17 protein-coding genes are annotated in these 16,493 nt (G+C 30.6%); all 17 read left to right on the top strand.

Annotated features, from left to right (window positions below; all coding sequences use genetic code 11):
* Window positions 1-5: 5 nt before the first annotated feature.
* The 17 genes from DY168_RS08925 (at window position 6) to DY168_RS08845 (ending at window position 16,423) form a co-directional block, all read left to right on the top strand.
* Complete coding sequence (locus DY168_RS08925) at window positions 6-407, top strand: chemotaxis protein CheW (protein WP_115641465.1); 402 nt, start codon at window positions 6-8, stop codon at window positions 405-407.
* 9 nt (window positions 408-416) lie between these two features.
* Complete coding sequence (gene fliM, locus DY168_RS08920) at window positions 417-1,409, top strand: flagellar motor switch protein FliM (RefSeq protein ID WP_115641464.1); 993 nt, start codon at window positions 417-419, stop codon at window positions 1,407-1,409.
* Entirely contained in the window at window positions 1,402-2,595 is a 1,194-nt protein-coding gene (fliY, locus tag DY168_RS08915) for a flagellar motor switch phosphatase FliY (protein WP_115641463.1), read from the top strand. The genes fliM and fliY overlap by 8 nt, the downstream gene beginning before the upstream one ends.
* Before the next feature lie 331 nt (window positions 2,596-2,926).
* A complete protein-coding gene (flgM, locus tag DY168_RS08910) occupies window positions 2,927-3,202 on the top strand; it encodes a flagellar biosynthesis anti-sigma factor FlgM (RefSeq protein WP_115641462.1) in 276 nt (91 codons plus the stop codon).
* Between the two features lie 9 nt (window positions 3,203-3,211).
* Window positions 3,212-3,622 carry a flagellar protein FlgN gene (locus tag DY168_RS08905; RefSeq protein WP_115641461.1) on the top strand — a complete coding sequence of 137 codons (411 nt, stop codon included), beginning with the start codon at window positions 3,212-3,214 and terminating at the stop codon, window positions 3,620-3,622.
* A 13-nt stretch (window positions 3,623-3,635) separates the two neighbouring features.
* Window positions 3,636-5,390: a flagellar hook-associated protein FlgK gene (gene flgK, locus DY168_RS08900; protein WP_115641460.1), complete on the top strand. Its 1,755-nt coding sequence runs from the start codon at window positions 3,636-3,638 to the stop codon at window positions 5,388-5,390.
* A 28-nt stretch (window positions 5,391-5,418) separates the two neighbouring features.
* A complete protein-coding gene (gene flgL / locus DY168_RS08895; protein WP_115641459.1) occupies window positions 5,419-6,399 on the top strand; it encodes a flagellar hook-associated protein FlgL in 981 nt (326 codons plus the stop codon).
* A 59-nt stretch (window positions 6,400-6,458) separates the two neighbouring features.
* Complete coding sequence (gene fliW, locus DY168_RS08890; protein WP_115641458.1) at window positions 6,459-6,884, top strand: flagellar assembly protein FliW; 426 nt, start codon at window positions 6,459-6,461, stop codon at window positions 6,882-6,884.
* A gap of 4 nt (window positions 6,885-6,888) precedes the next feature.
* Window positions 6,889-7,104, top strand: a complete 216-nt coding sequence (gene csrA / locus DY168_RS08885; RefSeq protein WP_115641457.1) for a carbon storage regulator CsrA — start codon at window positions 6,889-6,891, stop codon at window positions 7,102-7,104.
* 25 nt (window positions 7,105-7,129) lie between these two features.
* On the top strand, window positions 7,130-7,489 hold the full coding sequence (locus tag DY168_RS08880) for a flagellar protein FlaG (protein WP_115641456.1): 360 nt from the start codon (window positions 7,130-7,132) through the stop codon (window positions 7,487-7,489).
* A 69-nt stretch (window positions 7,490-7,558) separates the two neighbouring features.
* Window positions 7,559-7,861 carry a hypothetical protein gene (locus DY168_RS08875; RefSeq protein ID WP_115641455.1) on the top strand — a complete coding sequence of 101 codons (303 nt, stop codon included), beginning with the start codon at window positions 7,559-7,561 and terminating at the stop codon, window positions 7,859-7,861.
* Window positions 7,862-7,872: 11 nt separating this feature from the next.
* Window positions 7,873-8,256, top strand: coding sequence for a flagellar export chaperone FliS (gene fliS, locus DY168_RS08870; RefSeq protein ID WP_115641454.1), 384 nt, complete (start codon window positions 7,873-7,875; stop codon window positions 8,254-8,256).
* Between the two features lie 22 nt (window positions 8,257-8,278).
* Window positions 8,279-9,907, top strand: coding sequence for a flagellar filament capping protein FliD (gene fliD / locus DY168_RS08865; protein WP_115641453.1), 1,629 nt, complete (start codon window positions 8,279-8,281; stop codon window positions 9,905-9,907).
* Between the two features lie 17 nt (window positions 9,908-9,924).
* A complete protein-coding gene (gene fliT / locus DY168_RS08860; protein ID WP_115641452.1) occupies window positions 9,925-10,269 on the top strand; it encodes a flagellar protein FliT in 345 nt (114 codons plus the stop codon).
* 186 nt (window positions 10,270-10,455) lie between these two features.
* Window positions 10,456-11,295 carry a flagellin N-terminal helical domain-containing protein gene (locus tag DY168_RS08855; protein ID WP_115641451.1) on the top strand — a complete coding sequence of 280 codons (840 nt, stop codon included), beginning with the start codon at window positions 10,456-10,458 and terminating at the stop codon, window positions 11,293-11,295.
* Between the two features lie 107 nt (window positions 11,296-11,402).
* The gene (locus DY168_RS08850) at window positions 11,403-12,227 is read left to right on the top strand and encodes a flagellin N-terminal helical domain-containing protein (RefSeq protein ID WP_115641450.1); all 825 of its coding nucleotides are present in this window, start codon (window positions 11,403-11,405) and stop codon (window positions 12,225-12,227) included.
* Between the two features lie 158 nt (window positions 12,228-12,385).
* On the top strand, window positions 12,386-16,423 hold the full coding sequence (locus DY168_RS08845) for an IPT/TIG domain-containing protein (RefSeq protein WP_115641449.1): 4,038 nt from the start codon (window positions 12,386-12,388) through the stop codon (window positions 16,421-16,423).
* Window positions 16,424-16,493: the final 70 nt, after the last annotated feature.

Below are 16,493 nucleotides of genomic sequence, written 5' to 3'. Positions count from 1 at the left end.
TTTATATGCAAATAGTAATATTTAATATAAATGATGAACAATTTGCCATTGAAGCCTCGATGGTTCAAGGTATAAATGATATTATGAGGATAACAAAGGTACATAAAGCCCCAAAACATATAAAGGGACTCATAAATTTAAGAGGAAGCATAGTATCTCTTTTAGATATAAACATGCTTTTAAATATGAAAGATTCAAACCAAAAACAAAATAATATAATAATTCTAAAATTGAGAGAAGAACAAGTGGCTATAATGGTTGATCAAGTCGATGAAGTTCTAGCGATAAAAGAGGATATTATTGAAAGAGTTACAGAAAAAGAAGTTGCTAGTTATCATAAAGGTATTATAAATTTAAAAGGTAGAATTGTTACATTAATAGATATAAATAAATTACTAAAGAAATGAGGGAATAGAGTGGCAGAAGTATTATCTCAAGGAGAAATTGATGCGTTGCTGTCTGCCTTGTCTTCAGGTGAAATTGAGCCAGATGAGCTTCCAGAGGAAGAAAGGCAGAAAGTAAAACCTTATGATTTTAGAAGTCCGCAAAAGTTTTCTAAAGATCATATAAGAACTTTAGAATTGATTCATGACAATTATGCAAGGATTATATCAAATTATCTTTCAGCTCAAATTAGAACTAACGTAAAGATAGAGATACAATCTGTAGAACAAATAACATATGAAGAATTCATACGTTCAATCCCTACACCGACTATACTTACTATATTTAAGATGAATCCATTAGAGGGGTCAATATTGTTTGAAACTAATCCACAATTTGTGTTTCAAATTATAGATATATTATTAGGTGGTAAGGCTGAAGAAAACTATAAAACAAGAGAGTTTACAGATATAGATAAAAATATAATAACTCAGATTAATAAAGGTCTTATAGACAACTTAAAGTTGGCTTGGGAAGATGTTTTAGAGATTGATACAGAAATAGAGGGGATTGAAACAAATCCTGCATTAAATCAAACGTTAGCACCCAAAGAACCTGTTGCATTAGTAACATTTTCTGTGGAATTGGGTGGAAACAGCACATTTATAAACATTTGCATACCTTATTTGAGTATAGAGAAGTTTTTAGATAAATTGGTAGTTCAATATTGGTTCCAACAAAATGAAGAAGAGATTTTGACGGAATCTAGGCAAAAGTTAAAAAACAGATTAGATGTTGTAGACGTATCACTAGGTGCTGTACTTGGTAAGTCATCATTAACTGTAGAAGACTTTTTACAGTTAACTATTGGGGATGTTATTATGTTAGATAATAAATATGATAATGCTATAAAGATTTTAGTAGAAAATGAAGAAAGTTTTTATGCTAAACCGGGCATTATTGGCAAAAATAGAGGTGTGAAAATCTTGGATATTATAGATAAGGAAGTGCAATTTTATGAGTAATGGATTCCTTTCACAAAAAGAAATAGATTCTTTATTAAAAGGCGATGAGGAAAGTAACATGATTTTAAATGATGATGTAAACATAGCAGAAGATGAAATCTCTGATATGGACAAGGACTTACTTGGAGAAATAGGTAATATAACTATGGGATCAGCATCTACCACGCTTTCCCAAATAATAAATCAAAAAGTAAGTATCACAACACCTATAGTGAGCTTAATAAGTTTAAGAGAACTTAGAAATTCATTTGAAGTGCCAAATATAGCTTTAGAAGTTGAATTTATAAGTGGTATACTTGGGAAAAATCTTTTGGTGATGAGAACGCCAGATGCTTCTGTCATATCTAGTCTTATGATGGGTGGAGATGGTTCACAACCAATAGAAGATCTTTCTGAAATAGAGATTAGTGCTGTTTCGGAAGCTATGAATCAAATGATAGGATCATCTGCTACATCTATGGCTACTATGCTTGGGAGAGAAGTTAATATATCACCTCCAATATCTAAGATTTGGTTAGATACAACAGATCCTCTAGTAGAAGATATGACTGAAGATGAACTTGTAATAAGGGTGTCATTTAGAATGACAATCGGAAGTTTGGTAGATAGCACCATAATGCAAGTTTTGCCATTGAAAACAGGTAAAAGAATCGTTAAGATCATGATGGGTGAAGAAGAATTGCTAGAAGAAAATGATGAAGAAAATTTGGAATCATCTTCAAAGGTTAAAGAAAATGAAGAAGTTATAATCAATAAAGAAATTCAAAATAAAGATACTGAAAGGAAGGGGTCTTATGACACTTGTAACTATAATAAGGTTTATGAGAAACCCATTGAAGAAGTGATGAGTATAAAAAATGAAGCAATAGAAATTCAAAAGGCATCTTTCCAACCATTGGAAGGTGATTCCGTTAAAGGTAGTGCCCGTAATATAGATCTTATTTTAGATGTACCACTAGAAATATCAGTGGTACTTGGAAGAACACAAAAATCTATAAAAGATATTTTAAATTTAGGCACAGGTTCCTTAGTAGAATTAGATAAATTAGCAGAAGAACCTGTAGAAATATTAGTAAATGGTAAAAGAGTAGCTTATGGTGAAGTAGTTGTAGTAGATGAAAACTTCGGGGTTAGAATTACAAACATAGTAAATAATGCAGAGAGAGTTAAAACATTTGTGAAATAACCTTTTAAGTTATAGCTGAGTATTTAATTTATTAAAAGTGTAAGGTATAATGCTGTTTTATAAAGTTTTCTTAGGTAATAGGAATCTTTATAAATCACATTAGCTTTACACTTTTATTTATAGGTATTTATCTAAACTTTTGAAAAGACTATACGATAATTAATTAGTATTAATTTAAATATGAAAAGTGTTATTAAAAAAGATAATAAGAGATTATATACGTTATGTTTATAAAATTTAAAGTATTAATGTGAAAATAAGTCTTTATTATAAAATTTAATGTTTTATAATTTTCTTATTAAAACGTTAGTTGGAAAGTGGAGATGTTTATATGAATATTAAATCTATTAATCACAACACTAGTTATATAAAATCTTATGGGGACATTAAAAGGATAAATGAAAATAATGATACAAAGATCAAAAAGGATTCTATTGAAATATCGTCTATAGCTAAAAGCTTAAGCAATATGCAAGGTAATGATATAAAGACAATGTGTGATGAAAAGAAAGTAGAGGATATAAAGGTTAGTATAAGGGAGGGGACATATAATGTGGATTCTAAATTAATAGCAAAAAAGATATTGCTGAGTATGAAAGGCAGGTAAATTTATCATATGAAAATAGAATTAAAGGATATAATTAATGAAGAAAGTATATGTCTAAAAGACTTATTAAATCTTTTAGAAAAACAACATGAATATATTCTTAAAGATGAGGTATTTAAATTAGAAGCCATAGTAGAACATATTGAAAATTGTAATAAGACTATTGCCAAAGCTGAGGTAAAAAGAAGGGCTGTTACAAAAGGAAGAGCTATGAGTGAAATAATTAAAGAATTAAATGATGAGGAATTAGAAGATAGTTATCGAGATATAAAAGGATTTGTTGAGTCCTTAGTTCTTCAAAAAGACTTTAATGAATCTTTATTAAAACAAAAAATCGGTTATACAACAAAAATGTTAAATATAATAAACCCTAAGAGACAAAATACAACCTATAATTCATTGGGAAGAGTAGGTAAATAAATGAGGTGGAAAGATGTCAGGATTATTTGGAACTTTTAATATAGCGAAGAGTGGTATGTTTACTCAACAAAAGGCTCTAGACGTTACTTCCCATAACTTAGCTAATACCCATACGGAAGGATACTCAAGGCAAAGAGCAAAAATTACTACAACGAGGCCATTTGCTACCCCAAGTATACACAATTCAGCTGAACCAGGGCAATTAGGTACAGGATCTCAGATTGAATGTATAGAAAGAATTCGTGATTCTTTTATAGATTTTCAAGTAAGGATGGGAACTAGTGAGTTAGGTGAAAATAATACGAGGTATAAGTTTTTGTCAGAGATAGAAGGCGTATTAAATGAACCTACAGATACAGGGATATCTAATTTAATGGGAGAATTTTTTAAAGCGTGGCAAGATGTTTCAAAGCATACTCAAGGATCAAATTCTAGAATAGTAGCAGCACAGAAATCTTCATCATTAGCTTCAACTTTAAATCATACTTATGTACAATTTGAACAAATAAAGACTAATTCTAAAGAAATTACTAGAGGAGCAGTAACCGAAGTAAATTCAATGCTAGATCAAATAGATAAATTAAATCAAGAAATAATAAAAATAAGTGTAGCTGGTAAAATGCCTAATGATCTTATGGATAAAAGAGATTTGTTATTAGATCAGCTTAGTTTAAAATGTAATATAAATATTGAAAAGACTAGTAATCAGGGTATAAATCTTAAAGCAGAGGGTTATAGTCTTAACATGGTGAAAGCTGTTAATAATGAAGTGGATGTACACCGATTATCCTATGTAGATAGCATTGAAGTAAAAAAGGATGCAGCGGGGCAAAATACTGGAGAAATTGAAATAACTTATTATAAACTTGGAAATAAGCTTAATATCGAAAACAAGGTTACTACTACAGTAAATGTGGATAAAGATAAGGCGTCACAAGTTGCTAAAGAATTAGAACACTCAGGTGTAATTTGGACAAATACTAAAGGCGAACCTGTTGATGTATTAGGTAATTCCTTAGGAACCATAGTAGGAAGTGTGCTTAATTTAAATGATCCTAAATCTCTTAATAAGGCTATATTTAAAGCGTCTAAAGGTGAACTAAGTGGATTAATGTCAATTCACAAAGATGTTGAAGGATATGAAAAAGATTTAAATAAATTAGCTAAGGCTTTAGCATGGTCGGTTAATGCTATACATACTAAAGGCATTGACCCTGCAGAACAAATCTTATTTTTTGTTAACAAAGATGGAGGAACTGAAGATGAGATTAATGCAAGCAATATAGCTGTAAACCCTGAAATAATTAAAGATGCTATGAAAATAATTGTAGGTAAAGATAAAAATTCAGGGGAGTCTGACAATTCAAGAGCACTAGCTATAGCAGGATTAAAAGATAGTTTAATTATGATACAAGAAATTGGTTCAACAATAAATTCAAGAACAGGGTTAGTACCTATTAATGGTTTTGATATTACTCCAAATGAATTTTTTATAAAAAATAATATACAAGGTATGAAAATGGATTCGTATTTCAAAGATATAGTAAGTTCTGTAGGTGTTAAAGGTCAGGAAACTAAGAATAAGGTTAAAACTCAAACGCACGTTTTAAGTGTTATTATAGAATCTAAAATAAGTGTATCAGGAGTATCGGAAGACGAAGAAATGACAAATCTTATACAATTTCAACATTCATATCAAGCAAATGCTAAAGTTATAGCCACGATAGACGAGCTGTTGGATGTTGTAATAAATGGACTGAAAAGGTAAAATATATTAGGAAGATGGTGGTAAGATTATGAGAGTTACAAACAAGATGCTTACTCATAACTTTTTAAGTGATATGAGAACTAATCTTAGTAAAATGAAAACATTACAAGAACAATCCACATCAGGTAAGCAAGTGAGAAAACCTTCTGATGATCCTTCTAAAGTTTCAAGAATTATGCAAATTAATTCTGATATAGTTGCAAATAAGCAGTATAATTCAAATATAAAAGATACAATAAATTGGTTGGATTCGGCAGACACATCCCTAGGGCAAGCAGGAGAAGTTCTTAAGAGGGTTAGAGAACTATTGGTGTCTACTGGGAATGCCTCATATAGTATTTCAGAGAGAAAAGCAGTTAGAGATGAAATAAATGAAAAGATAGAAGAGTTTTCTCAAATAGTGAATACTAGTTTTGATGGTAAATATATATTTGGTGGAACAAGAGGGCTATCTAAACCTATGACTGTAGTAAAAGAAAATGGTAATAGTAAACTAGGATATGCATTGCGAGACGGCAGTGAATTAGTAGATATTCAAGCAAACGCAAGCGAATACAATATGATAGGATCAAAACTTAAAGTAGAAATAGCTCAAAGTGTATATATAGAATATAATGTAACTGCACAGGAAATTACAGAGTTTAAAAATGATAAAGGTGAACCTTTAGATGTCAGAAAGGTTTTTGGGGATATAGTAAATCATTTAGGTAGTGATAAAGAAGAGGATAGAAATAAGTTAATAATGGAAGATCTACAGGGTATAAGTGATATTATAGATAATGTATTGAAATTGAGAGCTGGAGTAGGAGCTAGACAAAATAGAATGGATTCTGCAAAAGAAAGAAACACAGAAGAAAATTTTAATTTGATAGAGATACTTTCAGAAGTTGAGGATGTAGATATTACAGAAAAAGGCATTGAAGTTGCGGCTATGCAATCAGTATATGTGGCAGCACTTCAGGCTAGTGCCAGGATAATGCAACCAACCTTATTGGATTATTTGAGATAAATAGTATATTTAAAACATATATTTTGTAAGTTAAGACTTGTATAAGGGGGTGTGAATACATGGAAGTTAAAACTAAGTACCATGGAACAGTAAGTTTTCAAGAAAGGGACATTATAAAGTTTAACAAAGGGTTGCCAGCATTCGAATCTTTAAAGAATTTTATACTGTTATCTGTAGATGGTAGCGATATTTTTAAAATATTACATTCTATTGAAGATGAAGAGATTGGACTTATAGTAGTTTCACCATTCGAATTTATAAAAGAATATGAAGTGGAACTAAGCGATGAAATTATCGACAAGCTGTCTATTAAAAAAGAAGAAGATGTGCTTATTTTAAATACGGTAACATTGAACTCTGATGTAAGTAAGATAACTGCTAATCTAAGAGCACCTATAATTATAAATATAAAAGAGTCTTTAGGGGAACAAATAATATTAGAAGATGAAAACTTTTCTATAAAATATCCTATAATTAGGGAGTGATAAAATGCTAGTTATAACTAGAAAAAAAAATGAATCTATACTTATAGGAGATAATATCGAAATTACAATAGTTAAAGTAGATGACGGTAGTGTAAGACTCGCGATATCTGCGCCAAAGGATATTAAGATATTGCGTAGAGAACTTTATGATGAGGTAATGGAAGAAAATAAAAAGGCAACAGAATTTAGCATAGATATATTAAAAGCTTTAAAGAAATAATAAAAATATAGATGGGGGGATTAATATGGAAGTTACAGGAATAGGTCAAAGAAGACAAGGTTCTACGGACTATGTTAAAAATGAAATAGAAAATGTTAAGGTTCACAAAAAGGTTGTAGATACACCTGTTAAAAAGATAAACCCGAAGGATAAAGAGTTTAGAGAAAGACAAGTTAAGATGTCAGTAGATAAATTAAATAAGTTTCTAGCTGGAGAAGATGTTCATGTAGTATATGAAAGACATGATAAGCTCAATAGTATTATGATAAAAATAGTGAATAATGAAACTAAGGAAGTTGTAATGGAACTTCCGCCACATAAAATATTAGATATGGTAGCAAGTATGTGTGAAATGGTTGGAATAATAGTAGATAAAAAAGCTTGATTCAGCTAATCTTTAAACTGAAGATATTAATTCCAATTTATACTTTAATGCTGTTATTGAGGTGATGTAATGGAATTTAGATTAAATAAAATCGATAGCGAACTTAGGAATGAGATTAATTCAAAAACAAAAGAAGGTAAGGTACACTCTAAAGAAGACATATCTATAAATAAGGATTTAGAACAAGGAAAAGAAGGCACAGGTCAACAGTTACAAAAAGAAGAGGTTGATTCATTTAAGCATATAAAAAAAGATAATAAGATATTTGTAAGTGCAGTGAAGGTTCAGGATATAGAGGTTAAGGCTACAAAAGATCACAAAAGTACTACAAAAGAGATATATAAAGGAAGCCTTTTGGATATAAGAAAATAGGAGGAACATGGATGTATAGCAATAATGCTTATAATATATACAAGAAAAATAGTGTAAATTTTGCCTCTAAGGAGCAACTATTGCTTATGCTTTTAGATGGAGCAGTTACATTTGTAAAGACTGCAAGACAAGGAATTGAAGAAAAAAATATTATTAAAGCTCATGAAAATATAATGAAAACAGAAGATATATTTATAGAGCTTATGGCTACCCTTGATGTACAAAAAGGTGGAGCTTGGGCAAGAGATTTAATGTTAGTTTATGAGTTTATAAATGACCAATTAGCAAAAGCAAATATAAAGAAAAGTATAGAGGTATTAGATGAAATTATACCTTTGATAGAGGATATAAGGGATACGTGGAATGAAGCTTATAAACTATCAAAAAGAGACTAATAATTTTAAGGAGGAATAATATATGTCACAGATGAGATTAAGTGGACTAGCTACAGGTATGGATACGGAAAATATGGTAAAACAAATGATGAAACCATATAAGATTAGGGTAGATAAGGTTAGACAAGATAGTCAACTAATTCAATGGAAACAAGAATTATATAGAGATATGTTAACAGAAACAAATAAATTTAAAAATAATTATTTTGAGATATTGAATAATAAAGATTATATGTTAACGGAAGATTCATTTGTAGCTTATGATGTTGATACAGCTAATGAAGCAAGTAATAAAGCAGCAAGTGTTAAGGTAACAGCGGGATCTGGTGCTATAGAAGGTAATTATAAGATAGAAGTAGGAGAACTAGCGGCTCAGGCAAGCATACAGGGTAAAAAGCTAGGTAAGAGTATAAGTAATGATTCAAAACTATCTAGTGTTGGAATAAATAAAAACGACTTCTTTACGTTAACTTACAAGGTGGGTAGTAACCCACAGGAATCAGTACAAATTAAACTTGAAAAAGATGATATGTCAGTAAGGGATTTATCGAAACTTATATCTGATAAAACTAATGGAAATGTAAAATTATATTATAGCGAACTTACAGAAAACTTTACATTAAAAGGTGAGAAATATGGTGAAGATACTAGTATTAAATTAGGAACGGAAGATACCATTAATAATATATTTGGTATGGGACTTAAAGGTAAAGAAGAAAAAGGTAAAGATTCTATGTCTATAATAACTCCTCCAGGGTCTAGCACTGGGGTTTCTGTTAAAAAGTCTTCAAATGATTTTACTATAGATGGGATTAGTTACACATTAGTTGATAAAGGTAGTAATGTTATATCCATTAAAAACAATGTTGATAAGCCTCTTGAAAAGATAAAAGGGTTTGTAGAAAAGTACAATGAACTCATAGATAATATAGGTAAGAGAACTGAAGAAAAGAGGCAATATAAATATCTTCCTCTTACAGAAGAGCAAAAGAAAGATATGAAAGAAGATGAAATAAAACTTTGGGAAGGAAGAGCTAAAGAAGGTCTATTAAAGGGAGATGAAGATCTAAGAGGCATGTTAGATGAGCTTAGGGGAGCCTTCTTTTATTACGATAAAGGTATGAAGGGTTCTGTAAAAGGTATGGATATAAACCTTTCTGATATTGGGATATCAACTTCTTCAGATACAAGACAAAGAGGGAAGTTAGTTATTGATGATAAAAAGTTAAAAGAAGCACTTAGAGATAAGCCTGAAGAAGTAACTAAACTTTTCACAAAAACATCGGAAAGTCATAAAGTATATAATTCAGATGCTTCTCATGCTGATAAGCAAACAAGATTTAAAGAAGAAGGAATATTTCAAAGAGTTAATGATATTATTATGGATTATACTAGAACCACAAGAGATAAATATGGTAAGAGAGGAATATTCATAGAAAAGGCAGGTATAAAAGGACACTTTTCTGAAAAATCTAATTTATTTAGTAATAATATAAAAGAAAAAGAAGAAAAGATATATGAGATGGAGAAAAAGTTGGCACAAAGAGAAAATAGATATTACCTTAAGTTTGCACAACTAGAAAAGGCTATGCAAAAGGCTAATTCACAAGCGGCATGGTTTGCACAACAGTCTGGGAACGGAGCTAAGTAAAAGATAGGGGTATGTTCATGACTTATGAATTAGAAAAATATATACAAAGTTATAGTAAAGATACGATAAAAGCCATAGAACTTTTAGAAAAAGAAGAATTAGATTCATTAGAAAGTATTCTTGATATTAGGGAAAATATTATACATTGCATTGAGGCTTTGGACTACACAAAAGAAGACTTTGTAATTATATGTAACAAATTTAAAATAATGCAATTACAAGAGAAACTATCAAATATAATGAAAGAAAAAAGGAAAATATATAAGGAAGAGATAGGGAAAATAAGAAGCAAAAAAGATGTAAATAAGAGCTATACAAAGGAATTTTCTGTTGACTCTATATATTTCAATAAAAAGGTATAAAGGTCTAATTAAAATAAAACGTATGCATAATATAAAAAATATAAAAAGTTTAAATTATATATAAAGTATATTCATAAATGTACGATATATAAAGTAGATAAAGATTTAAAGTTAATAAGTCTAATTAGACTTCATTATAAAATGGACAGGGATGTCTAAAAACAAAATATCAAGGAGGAATATATTATGATAATTAATCACAATTTAAACGCTATGAACTCACACAGACAAATGAGTATAAACACTGCAAGTGCTGGTAAGTCAATGGAAAAGCTTTCATCAGGGTTAAGAATAAATAGATCAGGGGATGACGCAGCAGGTTTATCCATATCAGAAAAAATGAGAGCACAAATTAGAGGATTAGATCAAGCTTCAAGAAACTCTCAAGATGGAATATCAATGATCCAAACAGCAGAGGGAGCGCTAAACGAAGTTCACTCTATAGTTCAAAGAATGAGAGAATTAGCGGTTCAATCTGCTAATGATACTAACGTAAAAGTTGATAGAGATTCTTTAGGACAAGAAATAGCACAATTAGGACTAGAACTAGTAAGAATAAAAGAAAACACACAATTTAATGAACTAAACTTATTAGATGGAACAGCAGGAGATGCTGGAAAGTTAAACATACAAGTAGGAGCAAATAAAGGGCAAAAGATGGAACTTCAATTTGTTACTAAGGGTATAAACTTAACTGAGATAGTAGAAGCACTAAACGATAAAGCAGCTTCAGTTGAAGATCATGCAAAAGCAACAGAATTTATTGAAGTAGTAAATAATAATTTAAAAGAGGTATCAACAGGTAGATCATTACTTGGAGCTTACCAAAATAGATTAGAACATACTATAGCTAACCTTGGTAATTCATCAGAAAACTTACAAGCAGCAGAATCAAGAGTTAGAGATGTAGACATGGCAAAAGAAATGATGAACTTCTCAAAGGATAATATATTACAACAAGCTGCACAAGCAATGCTTGCACAAGCTAATCAAGCTCCACAAGGAGTTCTTCAATTACTAAGATAAGATATACAAGATAAAATCAAAAATAGTTAGAGCTTAGCTCTAACTATTTTTGATAATAAGGACTATTACATTTTTTTTCAAAACTCTCTTTAAAAGGAGGTGAAAGTATGATAATTTATCATAATATTACTGCTATGCAATCCCATAGGCAAATGAAAGGTCATGTATCAAATGTTGCAAAGATTTCAGAAAGGTTATCTTCTGGTTTAAGAATTAATAGATCGGCAGATGATGCTGCAGGGCTTTCAATATCTGAAAAGATGCGAGCTCAAATAAGGGGATTAGATCAGTCATCCAGGAATGGTCAGGATGGGGTTTCCTTGATTCAAACGGCTGAAGGGGCTATGAATGAAATGCAAAGTATGATGCAAAGAATGAGAGAACTCTGTGTACAAAAGGCCACAGATACACTAACAGAGGAAGATAGAGCATGTATAGATAGAGAAATTATTCAGCTTTTAGAGGCAAACGATCATATTTCAGAAACTACAGCATTTAATACAAAGGTGCTTTTAGATGGAACCTTTTTTATGCAAAAGTTTCAAATCGGTGCTAATACTGGACAAAGTGTGGATTTAAGTATTAGTGATTTAACTAATATGGGATTAAATCTACCTTCATCCATGATGATACCACTTGCACCGCCAATAGCAGATTCAGAAATAAATGTTGATATAGTAAATACAGCCTTAAAAAAGGTTTCTGAAGAAAGAAGCAAGCTTGGAGCGGCGCAAAATAGATTAGAATATTCCATAAATAATTTAAATAATGCTTCAGAAAACTTACAACAATCGGAATCTAGAATAAGGGATTCAGATATAGCTAGAGAAATGATGGAATATAGTAAAAGTAATGTGTTAAAACATTCAACCCAAAACATTTTAAGGCAAGCTAATCAAAATCCTCAAAGGATTTTAGAATTGCTGAAATAAATAAAATCCTAAGTTTTAGATGGATATTTAAATTTTATATTAAATTTAAGAAATCTTGATTAAGGCTAATATAAAGCCTTAATTAAAATAATTTAACAGTATTATAAGTATGATATTATGTTAGGGTACTTATAATATAAAAGGAGGACTAAATAATAATGAGAAAAGTTAATAAAAAGGTTGTTAGTATATTTATATTATCAGTATTTTTCTTCAATGCCTTATTTGCAAATGTATCATTTACAGCTAATGCTGCAGTAGATACAGTAAAGATTTCTAAAGAAATTGAAAAAGATACTGTAACTCATGGAGAAGAAATTAATGTAACGGTGAATGTGAAGGGTACACCACCACCTAATACAGTAATGCCAAATGACGTAATACTTATAATAGATAAGTCAGGAAGTATGAATGGTCAAAAGATTGAAGATGCTAGAGAGTCAGCAAAGGCTTTTGTTGATTTAATGGATATGACAAAACATAGAGTGGGTATTGTGGATTTTAGTTTCACACAAAATATAGGTTCACTACCACTAACAAATGACCCTTTAGAACTTAAAAGTTATATAAGTGGCATAAAATCAGGTGGAGGTACTCACACTGGTAGTGCTATTGCAAAAGCTACAGAAATGCTACAAGGTCATAGAGAAGACGCTCAACCTGTTATTATAATAATGACAGATGGAGCTGCAAATTATGGTGGAAGTGAAGAGGCTGGATTTAGACATGCCAAAGAGGCAGCAGCTGTCTCTAAAGATGCAGGTATAATATTTTATACTATTGCTTTATTAGATCAAGGTAATAACCCTTTACTTAGCCCTCAAAACAATGTTTTGAAGGAAATGGCAACTACATCTCAACATCATCACTTCGTACTTGGATCAGTAGGATTGAATGAGATATATAAGTCTATAGTAAAGGAGATAGGTATAGCATCTGCTTATGATTTAACTATAAAAGATGTTGTATCACCAGAGTTTGAAATTGTACCAGGTTCTTATGATACTAATATACCAAAACCTACGGTAAATGGTAATGAGATATCTTGGCACTTATTAGAGCTCAAAGATCAGCAGCTAAGCTTTAATTATAAGATAAGAGTAAAGAATTTAACATCCTTAGGTAAATATCCTGTATCCTTAGAGTCTGATGTTAATTATAAAGATTTTGCAGGAGCTAAAAAAACAATTAATTTTAATATACCAAAAGTAAGTGTTGAATATAATGCACCAACTATAACAACAGTTACTCCAGATAATGGAGATGTAGCTGGAGGAAATGAAATAATAATAAAGGGAACTAACTTTAAATCAGGTGTTAAAGTTTATTTTGATAGTACTTTAGCTGCTAAAGTTGATTATGTTAGTGAAAATGAAATAAGGGCAATTGTTCCAGAAGGAAAACAAAAAGCTGTAGATTTAAAAGTTGTCAATATAGATAAGAAATCTGCAAAAAGTAGCTATCTTTATTGGACTAAACCAGAAGTAACAAGCATTGCTCCTAATAAAGGACTTGTTACTGGTAATACCACAGTAACAATAAGAGGAAATCATTTTTTAAACGGAGTAAAAGTTAAAATTGGTAATAAAGAAGCTAAAAAGGTAATATACAAAAATCCAACTTTGATTTATGCCCTAACAGATGAAGTGGAAAGTCCAGGAATGGTTGATGTAACAGTAACTAATCCTGATAAAGATGAATCAACTATTACCGTAGCAGATGGATTCACATACGAAGCGGAAGTCCTTCCAGCACCAGTAATGACTAGAATAACACCATCAGAAGGATTCATAGATGAATCTAATAGTGTTGCTATTACTGGGAAGAACTTCAAATCAGGGGCTAAGGTTTACTTTGGGGTAAATGAAGCAACTGACGTTGTAATTGTGGATTCTAATAAAATAACGGCTAATGTTCCAAAAGTTAATGATGGACAAGTTGTTGATGTAAAAGTTATAAATCCAGATATGCAAGAAGCTAATTTATTGAAGGCGTATACTTATAAGATAAAGCCGGTGATTATACCAGCTATATCAAGTATAACTCCAAATAACGCATATATTAACGAAGAAGTAGAGATAACTATTAAAGGTGAAAATTTTGAAAAAGATTGTAAGGTATTTATAGATAATACTGAATCTAATATATTAAATTTTAGTGCTAATAGCTTAAAAGTTAAAGTGCCAGTAAGTGATAAGGTGAAATCTGTAGATGTAAAAGTTATAAATCCAGATGCTAAAGAGGCGATATCAGTTAATGGATTTGATTATAAAGATATACCGTCTCCAGAAATAATATCTTTAAGTCCTAATAAAGGTGTATATAATGAAGAAGGTAAGGTTATAACCATATATGGTAGTGGGTTCGAAAAGGGAGCTAAGGTTAAGTTTGGAAATAAAGATGGTCTAAATATATCAGTAAATAGTGCAACTAATATTAGAGTCACTGTACCAACGGTAGACAAAGTAAGCGTGGTAGATGTGGTGGTTATAAATCCAAATGGTAAGCAAGTAAAGCTTGATAATGGATATAATTACATTCCAACTCCAGAAAAGTTATCACCAGAAATAACATCTATAACTCCAAATTCAATTATTTTTAATGAAACAAATGAGAGAATAAGTATATACGGAAAAAACTTCCAAAGTGGAGTTAAAGTTAGATTTGGAGATAAAGAAGGTTTAGATATATCATTAAACAGTGAGAAATATCTTAGAGTTACTGTTCCGACTGTAGAAAAACCAGGTGAAGTAGATGTAACAGTAATAAATCCAGATGGAAAAGAGATAAAGCTTGTTAATGGATTTAATTATAAGGCTGTTCCAGAAAAACCAGCACCAGAAATAACATCTATAACTCCAAGTTCTGTTATATATAATGAAAAGAGCATAATAAGTATATATGGTCAGAGCTTCCAAAAGGGCGCTAAGGTTAAATTTGGAGATCAAGAAGCTTTAAATGTAACTTTAAGTGGTGAAACTCATCTTAGAGTTACCGTACCAACTGTGGATAAACCAGTTATAGTTGATGTGACAGTTATAAATCCAGATGGAAAAGAAATAAAACTTGTTGATGGATTAAGTTATATACCGGTGCCAGCAAAACCAGCACCAGAAGTAATATCTATAACTCCAAATTCAAGTATATATAATAATGGAAATCAAACAATAAGCATATATGGAAAGAACTTTCAAGATGGTGCTGAGGTTAAGTTTGGAGATAAAAAATCTCTAAATGTAAAGTTGTACGGTTCAAAGCATCTTAGAGTTATTGTTCCAGCTACAGATAAACCCAATATAGTAGATGTAACAGTAATAAATCCAGATGGACAAGAAGTAAAGGTTGATAAGTCATATAATTATAATGATACACCTAGTCCTGAAATAACTTCATATAAATCAAAAGAAAGTATATATAATGAGGATAATAATACAATATATATATATGGTATAGGTTTTGAACCAGGAATTCAGGCGAAAATAGGTGGAAAAGATTCTTTAAAAGTAACATTTGTAAATGATAAACAGATAAGAGTCTTGATCCCTAAGGCAGATTCACCGGGACTTGCAGATATAATGTTGATAAATCCGGATGGAAAAACTGGTGTGGTGGAGAAAGGGTATAATTATTTACCAATTCCAGAAAAACCAGCACCAAAAATAACAACTATAACTCCAAATTCAATTATATATAATGAAACAAACAAAAGGATAACTATATATGGTAGTGACTTCCAAGAAGGCGTTAAAGTTAGATTCGGAGATAAAGAGGGTTTGGATGTAGCGTTAAACAGCGCAACTTATATGAGAGTTACTGTACCAACATCAGATAAAATAGGGGCAGTTGACATTACTATAATAAATCCAGATGGTAAGGAAGTAAAACTTAGTAGTGGATTTGATTATAAACCTATGCCAGAAAAACCAGCACCAGTAATAACAACTATAACTCCAAATTCCGTTGTGTATAATGAAACAAATAAAAGGATAACCATATACGGAAAGGACTTCCAAGAAGGTGTTAAGGTTAAATTTGGAGATAAAGATGGTTTGGATGTAGCATTAAACAGCGCAACTTATATGAGAGTTACTATACCAACATCAGATAAGGTAGGCCTAGTAGATGTTAGAGTAATAAATCCAGATGGAAAAGAAGTGAAACTTATTAATGGATTTAACTATATAGCTCTTCCATAAAAACTAAGTTAAATAATATTAAGATAACTAAGAAAAATTTTCAAATTATATATAAAGTATATTCATAAAT

The organism is Clostridium putrefaciens, assembly GCF_900461105.1.
GTDB lineage: Bacteria > Bacillota > Clostridia > Clostridiales > Clostridiaceae > Clostridium_L > Clostridium_L putrefaciens.
This window is presented reverse-complemented; position numbering and strand designations above follow the sequence as displayed.

Excerpts from the sequence above, each read along its gene's own strand:
- DY168_RS08925 (WP_115641465.1), top strand. The coding sequence starts at position 6 with ATGCAAATAGTAATATTTAATATAAATGATGAACAATTTGCCATTGAA.
- fliY (WP_115641463.1), top strand. The coding sequence starts at position 1,402 with ATGAGTAATGGATTCCTTTCACAAAAAGAAATAGATTCTTTATTAAAA.
- flgM (WP_115641462.1), top strand. The coding sequence starts at position 2,927 with ATGAATATTAAATCTATTAATCACAACACTAGTTATATAAAATCTTAT.
- DY168_RS08905 (WP_115641461.1), top strand. The coding sequence starts at position 3,212 with ATGAAAATAGAATTAAAGGATATAATTAATGAAGAAAGTATATGTCTA.
- flgK (WP_115641460.1), top strand. The coding sequence starts at position 3,636 with ATGTCAGGATTATTTGGAACTTTTAATATAGCGAAGAGTGGTATGTTT.
- flgL (WP_115641459.1), top strand. The coding sequence starts at position 5,419 with ATGAGAGTTACAAACAAGATGCTTACTCATAACTTTTTAAGTGATATG.
- fliW (WP_115641458.1), top strand. The coding sequence starts at position 6,459 with ATGGAAGTTAAAACTAAGTACCATGGAACAGTAAGTTTTCAAGAAAGG.
- csrA (WP_115641457.1), top strand. The coding sequence starts at position 6,889 with ATGCTAGTTATAACTAGAAAAAAAAATGAATCTATACTTATAGGAGAT.
- DY168_RS08880 (WP_115641456.1), top strand. The coding sequence starts at position 7,130 with ATGGAAGTTACAGGAATAGGTCAAAGAAGACAAGGTTCTACGGACTAT.
- DY168_RS08875 (WP_115641455.1), top strand. The coding sequence starts at position 7,559 with ATGGAATTTAGATTAAATAAAATCGATAGCGAACTTAGGAATGAGATT.
- fliS (WP_115641454.1), top strand. The coding sequence starts at position 7,873 with ATGTATAGCAATAATGCTTATAATATATACAAGAAAAATAGTGTAAAT.
- fliD (WP_115641453.1), top strand. The coding sequence starts at position 8,279 with ATGTCACAGATGAGATTAAGTGGACTAGCTACAGGTATGGATACGGAA.
- fliT (WP_115641452.1), top strand. The coding sequence starts at position 9,925 with ATGACTTATGAATTAGAAAAATATATACAAAGTTATAGTAAAGATACG.
- DY168_RS08855 (WP_115641451.1), top strand. The coding sequence starts at position 10,456 with ATGATAATTAATCACAATTTAAACGCTATGAACTCACACAGACAAATG.
- DY168_RS08850 (WP_115641450.1), top strand. The coding sequence starts at position 11,403 with ATGATAATTTATCATAATATTACTGCTATGCAATCCCATAGGCAAATG.
- DY168_RS08845 (WP_115641449.1), top strand. The coding sequence starts at position 12,386 with ATGAGAAAAGTTAATAAAAAGGTTGTTAGTATATTTATATTATCAGTA.